This window comes from Bacillus suaedaesalsae (assembly GCF_016890225.1).
Classification (GTDB): Bacteria; Bacillota; Bacilli; order Bacillales; family SA4; genus Bacillus_BS; species Bacillus_BS suaedaesalsae.
The window spans coordinates 38323-55440 of sequence record NZ_JAFELM010000021.1 but is presented as its reverse complement, the minus strand read 5'-3'; the positions used below and the strand labels follow the sequence as shown (position 1 = coordinate 55440).

Below are 17118 nucleotides of genomic sequence, written 5' to 3'. Positions count from 1 at the left end.
TTTCACTCCTCGAGGACCTAGAAACTTAATGCTTAAAATCATGAATAAAAAAAGTACGATTGGACGAAGTTTGTGGGAAATACAAACATTCTAAATTTGTTTTACCATTTACTGGCTTAAATTGATTTCCTTTAAAGAATAGTAAGGCTTCCTTAGTACCCACTCTGAATTTTACATGCTGGTTACTAGGACCAAAGTGTTCAACCCTATCAACAATCATCTTGTTACTGTGAAACACTGGTGTTCGATTTCCCTCTCCAAATGGTTCAAGATGTTTTAAGTCATCATGAAAATGACTAGGAAAATCCATTAGTGAAAACTCAGTTTCGTACATATGTCTAAGTGTCAACTTGGGTTCTTTTTTAGCTGACTCTTGTATTTTGTTACTAAAGTGTTGGAACCGATCTAGATAAATTGATAGACCTGCTGCTGCTTGATGTCCTCCATAGCTCTTTAAAAACTCTGAACAGCGCTCAATGGTATTTACCATTGAAAAGGCTGAACCACTTACACTTCTTGCCGAACCTTTTCCACGAGAGTTAAACACAATACTTGGTTTTTTATATTTGTCAGTGATTCTTGAAGCAATTAATCCTATTAAACCTTCATGAAAGTCTCCAGCAACTACAATGACTTCCTGCTTATCCAACGCATTCAATTGAATTAACAATTCTGCTTGCATGACTTGTTGGTGAAGTAAATCTTTTCTCATATTATTTAGACGAATTAGCTTCTTCCAACATTCCTCAATCTGTTCGTCCTTACCTTCACCTGTAAACACTCTTACCATAAAATTGGGATCACTTAATCTTCCGACCGCGTTAATAATGGGTACAACTGAAAATGCTATATTTGTTGATGTGATTTCCTCTTTCCTTAATAGCTTGAATAAGACTCTTAACGCTGGAGAAGGTGCCCTGTTCATCTTCTCCAATCCAAGTTGTACTATCCTTCTGTTTTCATCTTGAAGAGGCATGACATCGCCTATTGTTCCAATTGCTGCAAGTTCAACAAAATCCCAACATTTCTTTTCCCACATCCCTCTTTCAAGTAAAAGCGCATGAACCAATTTAAAAGCAACTCCTGCACCTGCTAGATATGAAAAAGGAAATCTTTCGCCACTCTGTTTTGGATTGACAAAAGCTGAACAAATGGGATTCCCTCTTAAAATTTCATGATGATCAGTAACAATGACCTCCATCCCCAACTCTTTCGCTCGTTTAATGGCTTCATGAGCTGATGATCCATTATCAACTGTGATTATTAATGAAATATCCTTCTCAAAAAATTTCTCAACTGCCGCTACTGACAAACCATATCCATCTACCCTTTTAGGAATATAATAATCAACACTTCCTTTTAAAAGCCTAAGAGCTTTATATAAAAGAGAAGTAGATGTTATCCCATCCGTATCATAGTCCCCAAATATCATCATCTTTTCTTCCTTTTGAAGGGCAAGATTAATTCTTTCAATCGCTTTTTTCATGTCATTTAAATAGAATGGTCCTATTAGGTCACTAGGCTCAGCATTTAAAAATTTGTTAATTTGGTACCAGTCTTTATGCCCTCGGTCGAAGATTATTTTCATCATAAGAGGATCCATATCAAACTGTTTTGCATAATAAATAATCTTGTTTTTCTCTTTCATATAATCCAAACATGAATTCTTAACCCATGTACTTGTCATCTAGAAACATAACCCCTTTATTTTTTTCAAAATTTTCCACCAAATCTTTTTACCTCTTGTTATAATGAAATTAGAAAGACAACTAGATAAAACATCATACTAATCTAGCCACGAGGTGAACGACATGATAACTGATATAGGACAAAAAGTTAGAACTCTTCGAAAGAAATGTGGATACAGTTTACACGATTTAGCAAATAAATTAGGAGTCTCAGCTGGTTATCTAAGTAACCTTGAAACTGGAAAGAGTGAAACCATACAACTTTCATTGTTACAACAACTGCAAGATGAGTTTGCTCTATTTAGTCTAGAGACAATGAAAGTTATAAAAGATGATGACGAGTTTGAGTTAAGACTCCTTCACATTAACCACCTCCTTAGAAAGATAAATAAAGAAAATCCCGACCAATCCGAATATCTTCTTTCACTTGTGGAAAAAGGCGCTGACCTCTTTGATAAAAATAACCAGAAGTCTTGATATACTGTTTAGACGCGATTTTCATATCTTATTCATTTTAATAAAATGTTTTTTTGATAGAAATGAAAGAAAGGACCCTACAATCTTAATTTGAGGGTCTCTTTTTATTATTAATTATTCATTTTGATAAAATATTTTTTTAATAATGGTGAATATTTTTACCGTTTCTGGACTAATATGAAGATACTCAGGTTTTTAGGAGGTATTTGTAGCATGAGTAATATAGAAGAACGTTTTTTAGATTACTTGAGAGAGGTCGAGTCCCTTAGTATTGGAGGGACAAAGATAGTTGAATTTAAGGAAGGAATAGGAGTCATGCTGTCTGAGAGGGGTTATTATTCAGCCTACTTTTTATGGGATATGAATGTTTCGTGCAATGGATTATGTCTCCAGAGAAACTGCATTTTTGATGATACACCGATCCACTTTAAATTTATTAAAGCTATTGAATGTGTTAACTTCATTTTTATTAATATGTTTAGCCGAACTGATAGAATCACACTCTTGGTAAGCAGAATGAATGAAGAATAGTATCTCCTCTAAAAAGTGAAAAAGCAGTTCACTTATAAATGTGACCTGCTACTACTAAATGAAGATACTCGATTCTTCATTGGCTCTTTATAAAGAAAATAATACTAAGAGATTTGTCAGCTACCCTATTCCCTTCCAAGTTGTTCATATTTAATTAGCTTTACTTTTAAGTCGGAATCAAATACTTTGTATCTATTACGAACTCGTACTTTTCTAAAAGCTTCAAGAATGCTATGTCATCACCCTTTTGCGCTTTTTTAACTAGTTTAATAATGTCATTTCCCCCATCCACTATTTATGCTTCCATACATTAGACAATAAAGTTTCTAATTTGGCTTAATAATTTGTAAAGTTTTTTAAAATTTTATAAGAATTCATAATTTTATTGGTGGAATCACAAGAAATAGGACCACAATGTGGTCCCTTTGTTTTCTATGATTTACTTTTGTGCATTCAACATTTTAAACATTTAAGATAAAGATTCATCAATTCAATGAACTTTATTAAGCTGCTTCCTTAAAAATGTGCTTATTTTTTGTTCACCTTTAACCCTCACAGCTCTTATACGTGTATTTGATAAGTTTAACATTTTTGCAATTTGAGTCCCCTTGTAGAACTCACCTGATACCCCATATGTATGATTTAATACATACAATTCTTGCTCATTTAAAACATGTCTTGAAAATAAATAGACTTTTATAAAACTTTGATATTCAAGACTATCTACGTATTCTTCTTTTAATATTTTATAATATGGCTTCGGCTTTCCAATTTTTGAGTGCCCTAACTTAAAATTAGGACTATAACTTGAATTTACTAGGTCTAAAAAATGCACTATATCATCTTTTTGTATTTTATTATCTAACATTGTTCCATTTCCCCTTAACTATCTTTGCATGACCTTACTGATTAATTGCTATCATTCTTCCACTTCACACATCTTTAAACTTTAACAGCTCTTACTTCTAGAAATCATTTCTTAACTCCTTCTATTTATTATAAAGATATTAATTCTAGGTCTATTATAATTTATTTTCATTTGCGCATTCTCATCATGTTGTTTTCATCTATTAATCTCACTTAGAATTGGATTATAAGGAGTGTGACTTTATGAAAAGGGAAGAAATATTTATTGAGGCGGAAAAGAATAATATTCATTTAACAGATAGCCAATTTAGAAGATATGTACAAAACGGACTATTATCCTCTGAAAGAAGCAGTGAAGGAAAAGGAAAAGGTGTTAAAGCGTGCTATCCTTTAAATTCATTAGACGTAATATTAGAGATAACGAATTTAAAAAGTAATGGAATATACGATAAAGATCTTATCCAGTTCCTATTTTCAAAAGGGTATTTAGTAGATATTAAAAAACTAAAGTTATCATTGGTTGATTATGTAGAAGATATGATTGTAAATTTTAATCATTTATTAGAAGTGATTGAAGATAATAGTAAAAAAGAATGGGTTGTCGGAGAAGTAGCCGAGAAAAATCTTCCAGTTCTGAATTCTGGAAGACCAAGTAAAAAAGAGTTAGAAAGAAAAATGAAATTGAGGAGACAAGAACAGGAAAAATTATTTACAGTCCTAAATGTGATTAATGAAATTTTTTCAAATGGACAACTAGATGAAGAGACCAGCAAAATTTTTTTGGATCAGTTAGGATACACATCACCTGGATCAATAACAAATAAAGACTCTACACAAGAATGGATGGATGTCAGTAACTGGGGTTATCAAATTAATAGAATTACCAAAGAAGAATTATCAGAAGTTCAAAGAGTATTTAAGTTTATAGGCTGGTATATCGAATACTTTAAGGAAAATCAAGTCAATTCAGTTTTTATTGACAAGTTTATTACTCCTTTTATATTAATGTTTAAAAATGCTGGACTGGGCAATCCTCTAGTTGATCCAAATTTATTAAAATTCCTAATTATTCTCTTGCTAGTGAACCGACTGTTGGTTAAATTTTTGAACCAGTTACTTAGTTTGAGTGAGAACATCGGTGACAAAGAAACATTGCATATGGCTCTTCCTATTGTACTTCAGTCCTTAGACGAGGAGCTAAAAGGAGGTGAGATAAAATATGAATAACTTTATATATACCTTCTCACTTAGCTTAGTTATGAACCATCTGTTAATTTTCCTAACCCATATGTTTAAAATCGAGTTGTTAGTTGCAGGAAAACAATTGAATTTCCCACTCGTTATTTGCCTATCATATATACTTTTTTATAACCAGATTAAGTCGAAAAATCATACTAGTATTCAGGTTTGATAAGAAGATGAGTTTGTCACAATATAACATATATTTATTAAAACTTAATCCAGACTAATTTCGAATTTCACATTAATAACATCCCTATAAAAGGGAAAGTCCATTTTATGATCAAATGTCTATTTTCTTCTAATCAGTAAAGACTTTTATGACATTATTTAGAAAATAGTACATACCCTCATATCAGGAGGGATCTTATGAAAAAAGTGATTATAATCATTGTTGGAATTATAGTAGTAGGAACATTATCATTTAGCATCTTAACTAATCCTTTTGAAGCCAAAAAAGCTAATGATTCGAAGATAGGGAAGGATTTATCTTTATTGGAATCTTTGACTGATAGGTTAGATGACAAATATGAGGGTGTGTTTGTAAAAACAACACATAAGAATGAGTTAGTGATACAAATAAATGGGAATGCAGATTATATTAACACCGTGAAAAATGATATAAAGACAACCACAACAAGAATTATTAACTCATCCTCAATAAAAGATTATAATATTGTTGTTGAAGGAATAGATTTATCTTCGCAAAATAGTGAAGAAATTAACAAGGAACTTTCACTATTAACATCAACTTTAATGGAAGGACTTAAAGAATACGAAGGTGTTGGAGATATACATACCGAGTATCCACAAAAGACTATTTCCATCCAAACATCAATAAAAGATTCAGGTAAGAAGCAACTAAGGCAGCTAAGATGGTTGTGAAAGAAGTTATTGAAATCTTACAATCTAATGAATTAGATTCAGTATCAAGTATTGATACATATGATATTAAAATATTGAATACTGATGGAGATGTAGTAAATTACTAATCGAAGATTACCGAGAAGTTCGTAAACGTGGTGGAGTCGCACAAAATCGAAACGAGTTGGCTCACAAGGAGCGAGTGAAGTAACTTTTATTTCAAGCTGACCATAAGTCAAATTATGCTACTGTCGAGATGTTTAGAAGTGCATAAAAAAACGTTTGGGTTTATACCCAAGCGTTAATCATTTATTCCATTATGATTTCAATATCCTCGTGTGTTGGTTCTTCATTCGTATATGCAATCCAATACATATGTTTCATATAAAAATCATCAGTAACTTCCTCAACGTAAGTTACAGCTTTTGCATATTCCCCTAAGACTTTAATGCTTTTTATGTTCTCTTGGTTTGGTAAAAGTAATGTTACAGTAGAACCTTCATCCCTTCCAAAGACCATAGCATCACTTATTGACTGAGTTCGGTCGTCTGGACCTGCTTCCCATACTAATTTTCCATTGTTATTCTTTAGAATAGCTAAATCTGGATAACTGTTATCTCCTTGTCTATTTTCGAAAATTACGTAGATGAAGTTATCCTTAATATCATAATCAATAATTTCTTTATTGCTTAAATTATTTTCTGACATAACATTGGTGATTTGGTTTTCTAATGATAAACCTTCTGTGTTACTTGGTTCCGTAGTCTTGGTTGAGCAACCAAACAAGATAAAGATTAACATAAACGGTACGTAAAACTTTTTCAAAACATCACCTCTCCTATATAACTTTACGGATATAAAATCAAAAGGTTTCATAACTTTCTTTAAAATTTGATTTTTAAATCTCCTATTATAAATTGTTATTCTTTTATACTACAATCTTTCAGGATAAATAAAAAGCAACAATCATTACGAAAACAGCCAATAAAAAAGAACGTCATCTTTGACGTTCTCAATACTTTTCTAATATTAATAACAATATATCCTTCCTACTCAGCTAAACTACCTGCTTGTTAACTTCAATTAAGGAGGGAGTTGAACAACAACTTCTGTTCTTATACTAAAAACTCCCATTTATTTAAAGAAAGAGTTGCCTCAATTCCACAACATCTCATATACAACCATAAATAATGTTATTATTTTACTGGAACAATAAATTCCTGTTTATAGAACCTGCCGAATTCTTCTTTATCCTGCCATGTAATTAATACTTCAAATTCTTTTGTCTTTTTACCCACAGGGAAATTTACATGTTTAATTTCATTCCCTTGTTCCGAAGCGGTACCCATATCTATTCCTTCAGTCTCATGTAAAGACATTCCGAAATCATAGGACTTCCCTTGTTCCTTTCTAAATGTATGGACTCTCACATTATATTTTTGTCCAGATTTATTAGTAATTCCTAATGAGTAAACAACTGCATTTTTATTCCCTTTTGCCAAATGTTCCTCCTCTGTTACTTCAGGATTACCAAGTGTCAGTGTCCATTCACCAGATTCAAGTACAACGGGTTCTTTCATTGAATTTGCCTTTGTGAAATGTGGTGCTGATATTAGTAATACAGCAAGAGTAAATGCCGAAGTGAAATTTCTCATTAAAAATCCTCCTTTCAAACATGAAACTATTTTCCCAATAAAAGTAAAAAAGTATGTACTCTAGAATAGTACCCACATAAAATAAACTATCTGGCTTTGATCAGTACAAGTATTATTCTTGATATAAAGAATAGTTCTATTTACCTTCTTTTAGAATATGTTAACCATAACAGTAAGATAATGGAGGTAAAACTATGACAAAAAAATTACTTATTGCAGTAATTGGTCATCGAAATTCTGGGAAGTCGGAAACATGGAAGAAACTTTTTAACGATAAGAATATAAGAACAGCTCAAAGGTCAGAAAGAAAATTAGAAGTAGGTCCTAATGGAGAGTTCACTGACGTATTTTTAATCAATGGTTCTCCACAAGAACGGGGAAAAACAGTAGAAGAGATAATACAAGTTGACTACCTTCCAGAAATCGTTTTATGTTCTATACAATTTAAGAAAGATGCATTAAACACCCTAAGATATTTTCAAAAGAACAATTACTTTATTTACTTGCATTGGCTTAATCCAGGATATAACGATAGCTATGAGTATCCCGATTCTGAAAATTTAATACATGAGTTTTTAAAAATGGATTCATTAGTTGGTAAGAGAAATGGAAAGATTAATGCTGATCAAAGAGTCGAGGAATTAAAAAACTATATTTACGAATGGTCTAAGAGGAAGGGATCACTATACAATTCCATTTTGAAATAAATAGTCGACGGTTTACAAGTAATATATAAAACCAGAAAGGAATCATTAGTAATGAATGATTCCTTTCTGGTTTTTAGTTGTAGTAGATTATAATGTTAAACAACATATTATAGACCTACTTTTTATTATCCAAGTTTTTGTTCGAGTCTGTATTACTATTAGTGGGATTCACCTTAGAGTTATTTTTTTCAGCTTGGTCCTGTGACTGTTTCGATTTTTCTGAGGTATTTTGAACTTTGTCTTCATTATTACTCGGTGAAGTACCTTTATTTATCTGTTCTTGTTTTATATTTTGTTGCTCTGATTGTTTTTTAGCACTATCCAAATTAGGCATAAAAAAGAAAACAACAATACTTAGCAATAGCATTAAGACAACCAATGAATTTGAGAGCCATTTATAGATTTTCAAATTGTTATCGATACTCTCTGAAGCAGAATCAATATACATTTGTTTTATTTCTACCTTTTCTTCTTCAGTGACATTGGATATATATCCAATAGATTGGTCATACACATCAAGAATTTCTTTTTGCTTCTTTTTAGCGAAATAACGGTTAAGAAAATATGTTAATCCAAAATAAAACATATGTAGTAAGAGTGCTACGATTAAAAACCACTTGTTTCCTCTAGCCATAATAACAATACCTGAGAAAACAGCTGTAATTAATCCAATGATCGAAGTGTTAATATTAGAGACTACCTTATCTGCGGCTTCTCTGGTTTCTTTTGCATATTTATGAGCTTCATCTATTGCCTTTTTTGATTCATCTAAAAACTTCTTTATTTTATCATTCACATAAAGTGAGAAATGTCGATTAATTGTTTTCTCAATTTTATCTAACTGAGCGTCTAATTTATCTATTGATTCATCAAGATGATAAGTAGTTAGTATATTCCTACCGATTTCCAGTTTATCTTGTGCCTGTTCCTTACCATAACAGAAATTGAAAATACTATATAAAATATCTGCAAAGTTCGGTTTAAAATCTTTTTGCCAATTATACTCCACACTTTTTTGACCCCTAACAATAAAAACTTCATTTTCATATTTGTTACTTATATGGAGTAATGATAAGAAAAATAGACTTTGCTGAAAAGATAAGTAAAGGTTTTCAGGGAATTTTAATTTGCTTGATTCAAAATAAAAATAATAAGGAACAGGCATACTTGTCGATATACGTGTATGTTCCTCCCTTATTTTTATACTATCATCAATTAAATCCTTTTGATTTTGTTCTAAGGCATTCGGTTCAAATCCATTGTAATCCTTAAAAGGGATTACTTTCAAAAAGGGATTCTCTATTTTCTCGTCAGTAGGCAAGTAAATGAATACCTGTTTTTCTTTATCTATATTCTTAAAGAATGTAACCATACTTAAATTATTGAAACTCCACTCTGAGAGAAATGAGTCTATGTTAAAGAATAACGTTACATTTGAATGTAGCTGTAAGCTAATTTCTTTGTTGAAGCTAATGGTAACTTCAGCTACCTGATCGTCCTCAAGTATCTTCATTTCATACTTATCAATAAATTGCTGATCATAGAGTATATTTGTACCAATTTTTACTTCTACACTTATATGGGTGTTGTTAATTTCAGCTAAGTATGTTGGATTTTTTATTACATGAATAAATGATCCTACCTTGTCTCTATATGTTACAGAGACAAGGTGAAGTGATTCAGTCCATTCCAATCGACTTGACACCTGGTCTAAATCAGTTACTAAGTTTTGAAATGTGACAACTAAATGTTTCATACTATTCTCCATTACTTAAATTTTTCGACTAAATCTGTTCCTTCAAGCCTAATTGTCGTCACTGTTTGTCCATCTACTTCTTCTGTTTTAATAAAAACCTTCTTCCCTTTTAGAGCCAATGGAAATTTAAAATTTATTTGATTTTGAACGTCTGAATATACTGCATATGACGGCTTTTTAGTTGCTTTAAATTCGAAATAGACCTCTTCGTTCTCTTCTTTTAAAGCAAGTTTAATTTCTTCTATCTTCGACTCTCTATCTCCATCACTAGAAATGTATGACTTTAATAGGCTGTCCAATTCGTAATCAAGGTCAATTTCTTTGTGACTTGTTAACATCCGATCTACTTTCGTACTAAAGTCCAACAAATCAAGAGGAGTTTGGGTGATTTTCTGAGTTCTTGCCATCTCCACTAATTTTTTCTCTACCAATTCCGTAACAAGAGTATCATTTATTTTTACTTCTGCTTCTAAGAATGAGATTAAAAAGAACTTCGATACTGTTTCATTGGTTTGCTGCTTATCCAGCACAAATAAATGAACATCCTCACCCCATAAATCTTCTTTTAACTTGATAAAAGCAGTCTTATGAAGACGGTCTTTTGCATTCGGTAGCATATTTGATTGGACGATAAATGAATTAGTGGATTTGTTGTATTGAATTCCTTTATTCGGATCCATTTTCATAATCCCCAAATGAAGGGAAGAATCTGATAAATCTTCGTATACTAGATAAATCATTGCACCTGAACTTTTAGTAGAAGAACTTTTCATAATGTTAAATAATCTATGCGTCATATCAGCTGTTGCAGATACAAACATATCATCGTCATTGATATCTTTAGCTATATCTATTGAGTCTAAAAGAACTTGAGCATTTTCATATGAAAAACGACATACTTTTATTTGTTTAGTTGTATGAGCTGTTTTCACATGATCTGAAAAGAAGTTAAGTACTTCTTGAGATGTTGTTGTCAAGTCAATAACATTTGTTGCTGGAGTCGGTGCTTTTTGATCTAAGTCAATATCATGAGCAATCAATTTTTTTATAGCGATTTGAGTCAAGTCATTATTCCCCTTTAATATTTATATATGCTTCAGCATAACACAAAATTAGGGAATTTTACTTAGAAAACTAATTTTAGTAAATTGAGTTTTCACTCTTCAATGTCAAGGCTAAAATCACTGAATCTCCCTTTAAACTCACACACCATGTCCCATTGTCCATCAACTAGGTCTGGTTCATTAAACAAGTCGATTTTAGGATTTAAGAAAGCATATAACAATTTATTAGCTATCTCCTTATCATTCAATGATCTTGAATAAGATTCCTCAATGTTTTTCTTAATTGTGTCATCTATTACTATATCGCATGAAATGGTTAGTGTAGCTTGCACTTTTCTTTCTGTCATTTCTTTCACCCTATTCTTGTTTTAATGTCTAAGGACAGTAATTCCCCTTTTAATATGTATACAGTCTAATCTCTTTAATTAAGAACTCTTGTAGAAAATAAAATTACTCTCATCCTATTTGGGACCTAATACTACAAAGGGAATCATATTGATTTTACAATTGTCAAAAAAAATCGCTTATGTAATAAGCGATTCATTAATCATAGGTGCAAAGTTTACCATAGCTCGTTCATTCATTTTTATTTTTTTTTGAGGCATGGTTAATAAATCCAAAAGACTTTTTCCAAACCTTTTACGATTTTCTTCATTTAAATTATTATAAAAATCAAATGATCCAATCTCATTAATTATCCTATTTAAATAATATGTTGTTAATTCTGCATTACCTCTTAACTTTGGATAGTTTAATAACTCAATATAAGCAATTATTTTTAAGGGCATTGCTTTTATAAATAAATCCTCTAATTCAACTAATGTCATTCCTGAAGCCTCCGCAACAGTTTCTCCACCAGATAGAAAGTCATCCATTAAAATAGGTACCATTTCAATGATTTCTATATAATCCCGATCATACTCATTTGTATTCATTATTTCACCACCTATTTTTTTATTAAATTATTTTGATAATAAACCTCTAAATTTATCTCTCTAAAATCACTTTTGAATGTATTAATAACCTTTGAACAACTTGGACAGGGTTCTTTAACAGTGTATAGATATAAACTAATTTCATCTTTACTTTCATTATATCCTTGATTATCTAAATAAGATGCAACCTCTTCTAAAATTTTAGATTCAGTGTCCCTGTTTCGATCATAGGCAGTTAATGTGTCTTTATCGAGATTATCATCTAGCCATTCAGTCGTATATCTTTGATTTAGCTCTTCCGCCCGATAGCAGCGAATGGCACCTTTTAAGTATGGTTCCGAGAACATTGCATTTACTAGTTCCCAATCCTTTTCTTTTTGAACTTTACTGTGAGCAATAAATAACTGTTTTTCTCCATTAAAATCCATTATCGCACATCCAAAATTACCACTGGTATTCAAATGTGTTATTATCCTTATGTCGTTTTTCTTATGTTTTTTATTTATTGTATTTAGGATATCTGCCTTGATTATTAATTCGATATATTTAAGGTCTTTGGCAGTTAAATTTTTTGATAAAATTGAATTTATTATGTTTTTCATCATTTTACGACCTACCGACTTTTTCTTTTTTATTGTGGTATTTTTTTCTTAATCTTTATTTATTCTTTAACACATTTAATACGCACAAGTTAATTTTGCGTGTTCTTTAATATATAAATTAAGCCATCATATCTTTTTAAATTCATATCAATTATAATTCTCTTTTTCGAATACTAATACATTTATTTTATTATTTAAGCACATCTTTGAGTTTACTACTTAAAAGTAATAAATCAGAAAGTTCTTCCCTATCTAAATAATGATTATGAGCTATTGTATTTCTGAGTGGGTAAAGGGAGTGGAGTTGATAAATGAATGTCGAATTGAGGTCTTTAAAAGCTTCGGGATATGCTCTAAGGTAAACTTGTTCATATTCGTGGAATAGTAATTTTTCAAATTCTTTTTTGGGAGGACGTTTATATTCCTTTCTAGGAGCTACATAAAACCAATGAACACCGTAGGTTAGTTGCATTTTCTCCTTTATGTATAACCTCAACAAGTTTTCTACTTCATACAGTTCTCCGTAGGCTTTTTGCATTGTTTCTATTTCACTTTGTACTATCATAATTTTCTCTCCTATTAAATTTGTCATAAGGGTATTATTATAATTTTTATATATATTGGGGAACTATTATGTAAGAGTTTTAGCATTAGAATCATGTTATCCTATCTCATCATCAGTGAGTATTTACACCTTTTGTTTCAAGGTCTATGAAACAAAGATGCAGCTTAAAAAAATTAGAATGTGATATGAAAAAGCTTTGTAAGATTACAAATACATTTGTCTCATGTTAGTGAATTCTAATACCTATTAAATCAGTAATCGAATCCAACATTATCTCATAGCTTTTGAATCTGTCTTATAGGTTTTGAATTTATCTCATGCTTCGTGAACGATTACATTCTAACAGTCTGTAAATAGCTCCCTTTGCATCTTTTGTGTGCATCGTACTTAATACTAAATGTCCTGTCATCGCAGCTTTGATTGCAATTTGGGCGGTTTCTTCATCACGAATCTCCCCAACCAAAATAATGTCTGGATCATGTCTTAGAATTGCCTTTAATCCTGTGCTGTAGGTAATTCCTGCTTTTTCATTAACTTGAACTTGTAAAAGTTCATCAGAATGCTTTTCAATTGGATCTTCTAATGTGATAACATTTCGGCTTAATTGTTGATTGGAGGCTTGAAGCAAGGAATACATTGTGGTTGTTTTACCTGACCCGGTCGGCCCGGTAAAAATGATTAATCCATGAGAGTGCATCATAAATGACAATAACGTTTTTGTTGAGTTTGGAAATAGAGATAACTCTGACAGTGGAAATGATTCTTCTTGTGGAAGCACGCGAATGACTAAACTTTCTTCATGAGGAGTGGGTAAGGTTGATAGACGAAGATTAAGGAGCTTTTCCTTAACTGTTAAAACCAAAGAGCCTGTTTGTGGTCTTCTCTTTTCTCCGATATCCATCGAAGCAAGAAATTTAAAGTGATTGATAAGTTTGGTGAATAATTCTTTAGGGACCTTCTCTTTTTCTACTAAATCATTTCCGATCCGTAACTTAATGTGGCCGTCATCTTTCCGGGGGATAAAATGAATATCTGACGCTCTTCTTTCGTACGCATCTTGAACTAACTTCTCAGCATGCTCTTCTACCATGCTCAAGGTATCACCTTCTTTCATAATTATTCAAATAAGATATTTCGATGTCATCATAAAAAATCCTTCTATCAATTTATAAAAATTTTTTAGATTTTTTTCAGCAGTTTAGATTAGGTGAGGGTCATATATCTTTATATAGAAAAAGGAGAGGCAAAAATACCTCTCACGACAAATTAAATAATATACGGACCAATCAACAACGAAAATGCCCAGATACTGACTCCAACAAAATAAATCACATTCATTTCAAATTCCCAATCCTGATTTTTCGTCAAATTTGTCAAGATGTAGGAGACACCTATCACTGCTACTAAGATAACCCATATTGATCCTTGAAAAGATATATACTCTGGTGCGATTAAAAGAAACTTTTCATTCATAAGCTTATTCAATAATGCATATGAACACAATGCAAATAATACATTTGCCGTGATTTCAGCAAGTTTTGTTTTTTTCACATCGAAAAATTTAGCTAAAAAGATGACGATAATAGCTGGTATAACTAATAAAATAAAGAATAATAACATTACTAATGCACTCGTTAAACCGAATAAAGTATCTTCTAATGCCCTTATCCAATCCTCAATCGTACTACTTTTACTATCTATTATTACTTGTGGTGACGTATTCGCAGCCACTAACTTATAATTAGTCCCATCGTGTATCAACCATGTTAAATAGTCATCACCTGTAAGTAAAGGTTCTACAACTGGGTCATAATTTGTACTTATGCGAGCGGCGCTCCATTTTCCGTTATTCAATGAAGCGAGATAGAGATTTCGATTTTGCACTGATTTTTTCAACTCTCCATTACCTCTGAATATCACACTAGCCTCTTTTTTAGAATTTTGCAATTGAATCTCTAGAACTGAGCTTATTTCTATATTATTCTCGTCATATATTTTTAGTTTTGTTTCGACAGGTTCATGATTTGTCATATTTAACGGTAGTTCTAAGTAATGATGTGAGGTATCTTTTGCACCTCCACTAATTGCCGTTGTTTCATAAATTAACAATAAGTTTTTATCCCATTCTTTGAAGTCAATATTTGTAACAGGCTGAGTAAATGAATCTTTTACATAAACTGAAGTTGAATCATACTTATGTCCATTCCATTTATGATAGTTAAACTCCACCCCGCCAATCTCACCATATTGATGTAATGAAATAAATGAGGGACTATACGGGTCCACGATAATCTTTAAAATATTGTCATCACTCAAGACTTTGGTCTTAGAAAAATCTGTAGGATTCAAGGTATATACAACTTCACCACTTCGAAAGATAATCGTGTCATTATTTACAGTAAGCTCGTCAACCTTCTCAGCAATTATTTCATTTTTTCCAGAACCAAATCGATATAAGTTCTCACCTGAAAAATATATGATATTTTCATCGTCAGCAGACACCCAATATGTATAATACGGATTGCTAGGTACTTTAATTTTTTTTTCATTGATCACGTTTAAAGTTAGTGGATCAATCTCCACTTTCTTAATAGACGATTTACTATCTGATAAGTATATATCGATAGAATCATTATTAATTCTCTGAAAGGTCGATTTATTTATTGCTGCCTCGCCAATATCAACACTTCTGCTCCATCCAGCTGTATTTAAGTTTTTTTCTTCTATCACATTTTGTATAAATAACGGTACGATTAATAAAAAACTAAGAAAAGTAACACTTAAAAATATTGATTTATTAAATAAACGTTTTTTCAAAACTATTCCACCTCAAATATTTGGTTCTTTCTTCTACTATATATCAAATTTTGGTAAAATAAATGAGGTTTCTTCATTTTTATTGAATAATTTGTACAACCTTTGCACATATTAAATGTCGTAACAAACTATCATTGGGCTATAGCCAAGCGGTAAGGCATCGCACTTTGACTGCGACATGCGTTGGTTCAAATCCAGCTAGCCCAGCTAAATTTTAGTTAGTTCCTTTAAATAAAAGAGCAGTCACATGGTTATATTAACAATATAACCCATGGCTGCTCTTTTACTTTGACTTTTATATGGATTGATGTTGTTTCGAACAAGATTAGAAACACATAAGAATTCGGGGCATCCTCTCGAAATAGTGATGACGTTACAGTAAAATGTTTACAAGAAGAGCCTTTACTTTTATGAAACAGATGTTTTAATTGATTTTTTTGTCATGTTTTGTAAAGCTGATTTATTGTACCCCACTACAAGGCGATTACCATCAGTAATAATTGGCCTTCTTAGTAATTTAGGCTGCTCATTTAATAGCGTTAAAATTTCTGAGACGGTTAATTCATTTACATCTATATTTAACTTTTTAAACGATTGGCTTCTCGTCGCAAGAATTTCATCAATACCCTCTGTTGTTAAAGAAAGAATTTGTTTTAGCTCATCGAGTGTTGGGGTTTCTCTGAATAAATGACGCTCTTGGAATGTCACGTTATGAGCTTTTAACCATGCTTTTGTTTTACGGCAAGAGGTACAGCTTGGATACGTATAAAAAAGTAAATTTTCCATTGTTTTTGCCTCCGTTCTGTTTTTCGTGATGAATTTCGCGAAGTTCGAACAAAATAACATCTTTTTCTATATTGTATATGTTTTGTATAACTTTTGTATATAATTATTTTCAACTTCTTTATCTACTTACCTAATTAGCCGAATTTACAGTTTTTAAACCTATTTTGATATTTAATCTATAATCTTCAAAAATAAGTCATAAAGTATTTTTTTCTAATATTTACATCACAAGAAACGTACATTATAATAGTAAAAGTGATGGACTAGGGCAAAAAGGAGGGATACATATGGATCGTATGTACCGTGTTATGGGGTTTTGGACTGGTATTTTCTCAGTTATGTTCTTCTTAGGAGATATGTATACAACCTCATTACTATTTCTCGGACAGACAGTATTTTTTGTGCTATTAGGCTACTTAAACCTTTCTGAACGTATGTATATTTATATTTTCGGTGCTTACTTAACGATATTCTTTGTAGGTTTTACGTACTGGACTACATTCATGATGCCGTTAGGAACAGGTGGCCACTAAAAAGTAAAAGCGATGGGAGCTTCCCATCGCTT

General features: G+C 31.5%; 17 protein-coding genes, 1 tRNA gene and 1 pseudogene. 6 read left to right on the top strand and 13 right to left on the bottom strand.

What is annotated here, in order from left to right:
• Positions 1–25: 25 nt before the first annotated feature.
• A complete protein-coding gene (recJ, locus tag JR050_RS06310; protein WP_204202666.1) occupies positions 26–1687 on the bottom strand; it encodes a single-stranded-DNA-specific exonuclease RecJ in 1662 nt (553 codons plus the stop codon).
• Between the two features lie 124 nt (positions 1688–1811).
• Between recJ and JR050_RS06305 the strand changes: the two genes are divergently transcribed.
• On the top strand, positions 1812–2165 hold the full coding sequence (locus tag JR050_RS06305) for a helix-turn-helix domain-containing protein (protein ID WP_204202665.1): 354 nt from the start codon (positions 1812–1814) through the stop codon (positions 2163–2165).
• Between the two features lie 1021 nt (positions 2166–3186).
• Here the strand turns inward: JR050_RS06305 and JR050_RS06300 are convergent.
• A complete protein-coding gene (locus tag JR050_RS06300; protein WP_204202664.1) occupies positions 3187–3564 on the bottom strand; it encodes a hypothetical protein in 378 nt (125 codons plus the stop codon).
• A 242-nt stretch (positions 3565–3806) separates the two neighbouring features.
• Between JR050_RS06300 and JR050_RS06295 the strand changes: the two genes are divergently transcribed.
• Complete coding sequence (locus JR050_RS06295; protein ID WP_204202663.1) at positions 3807–4790, top strand: hypothetical protein; 984 nt, start codon at positions 3807–3809, stop codon at positions 4788–4790.
• Positions 4791–5171: 381 nt separating this feature from the next.
• The gene (locus tag JR050_RS06290) at positions 5172–5687 is read left to right on the top strand and encodes a hypothetical protein (protein ID WP_204202662.1); all 516 of its coding nucleotides are present in this window, start codon (positions 5172–5174) and stop codon (positions 5685–5687) included.
• 288 nt (positions 5688–5975) lie between these two features.
• Here JR050_RS06290 and JR050_RS06285 read toward each other — a convergent pair whose 3' ends face one another.
• Together JR050_RS06285 and JR050_RS06280 are read right to left on the bottom strand one after the other, a co-directional pair.
• Positions 5976–6491, bottom strand: a complete 516-nt coding sequence (locus JR050_RS06285) for a putative periplasmic lipoprotein (RefSeq protein WP_204202661.1) — start codon at positions 6489–6491, stop codon at positions 5976–5978.
• Between the two features lie 371 nt (positions 6492–6862).
• Positions 6863–7321, bottom strand: a complete 459-nt coding sequence (locus tag JR050_RS06280) for a hypothetical protein (protein WP_204202660.1) — start codon at positions 7319–7321, stop codon at positions 6863–6865.
• Between the two features lie 194 nt (positions 7322–7515).
• Between JR050_RS06280 and JR050_RS06275 the strand changes: the two genes are divergently transcribed.
• Positions 7516–8028, top strand: coding sequence for a hypothetical protein (locus tag JR050_RS06275; protein ID WP_204202659.1), 513 nt, complete (start codon positions 7516–7518; stop codon positions 8026–8028).
• Positions 8029–8143: 115 nt separating this feature from the next.
• Here JR050_RS06275 and JR050_RS06270 read toward each other — a convergent pair whose 3' ends face one another.
• From JR050_RS06270 to JR050_RS06235, 8 genes and pseudogenes are all read right to left on the bottom strand, one after another.
• Positions 8144–9784, bottom strand: a complete 1641-nt coding sequence (locus tag JR050_RS06270) for a hypothetical protein (protein ID WP_204202658.1) — start codon at positions 9782–9784, stop codon at positions 8144–8146.
• 11 nt (positions 9785–9795) lie between these two features.
• Positions 9796–10848 carry a nucleoid-associated protein gene (locus JR050_RS06265; RefSeq protein WP_204202657.1) on the bottom strand — a complete coding sequence of 351 codons (1053 nt, stop codon included), beginning with the start codon at positions 10846–10848 and terminating at the stop codon, positions 9796–9798.
• A 92-nt stretch (positions 10849–10940) separates the two neighbouring features.
• Complete coding sequence (locus JR050_RS06260) at positions 10941–11195, bottom strand: hypothetical protein (protein ID WP_204202656.1); 255 nt, start codon at positions 11193–11195, stop codon at positions 10941–10943.
• 177 nt (positions 11196–11372) lie between these two features.
• Positions 11373–11783 carry a hypothetical protein gene (locus JR050_RS06255; RefSeq protein ID WP_204202655.1) on the bottom strand — a complete coding sequence of 137 codons (411 nt, stop codon included), beginning with the start codon at positions 11781–11783 and terminating at the stop codon, positions 11373–11375.
• A gap of 11 nt (positions 11784–11794) precedes the next feature.
• The gene (locus JR050_RS06250) at positions 11795–12388 is read right to left on the bottom strand and encodes a deaminase domain-containing protein (protein ID WP_204202654.1); all 594 of its coding nucleotides are present in this window, start codon (positions 12386–12388) and stop codon (positions 11795–11797) included.
• Between the two features lie 187 nt (positions 12389–12575).
• The gene (locus JR050_RS06245; RefSeq protein WP_204202653.1) at positions 12576–12950 is read right to left on the bottom strand and encodes a hypothetical protein; all 375 of its coding nucleotides are present in this window, start codon (positions 12948–12950) and stop codon (positions 12576–12578) included.
• A gap of 337 nt (positions 12951–13287) precedes the next feature.
• Positions 13288–14046, bottom strand: a pseudogene (gene comGA, locus JR050_RS06240) (competence type IV pilus ATPase ComGA); the annotation flags it as partial.
• A 170-nt stretch (positions 14047–14216) separates the two neighbouring features.
• Positions 14217–15767 (bottom strand): hypothetical protein, encoded by a 1551-nt coding sequence (locus JR050_RS06235; protein ID WP_204202651.1) that lies wholly within the window; start codon positions 15765–15767, stop codon positions 14217–14219.
• A 135-nt stretch (positions 15768–15902) separates the two neighbouring features.
• Between JR050_RS06235 and JR050_RS06230 the strand changes: the two genes are divergently transcribed.
• Positions 15903–15974: transfer RNA gene (locus JR050_RS06230), tRNA-Gln, on the top strand.
• Between the two features lie 201 nt (positions 15975–16175).
• On the opposite strand, the gene JR050_RS06225 is transcribed toward JR050_RS06230, so the two are convergent.
• Positions 16176–16553, bottom strand: a complete 378-nt coding sequence (locus JR050_RS06225; protein ID WP_204202650.1) for a Spx/MgsR family RNA polymerase-binding regulatory protein — start codon at positions 16551–16553, stop codon at positions 16176–16178.
• Between the two features lie 287 nt (positions 16554–16840).
• On the opposite strand from JR050_RS06225, the gene JR050_RS06220 reads away from it, so the two are divergent.
• Positions 16841–17086, top strand: a complete 246-nt coding sequence (locus tag JR050_RS06220; protein ID WP_204202649.1) for a DUF2626 domain-containing protein — start codon at positions 16841–16843, stop codon at positions 17084–17086.
• Positions 17087–17118: the final 32 nt, after the last annotated feature.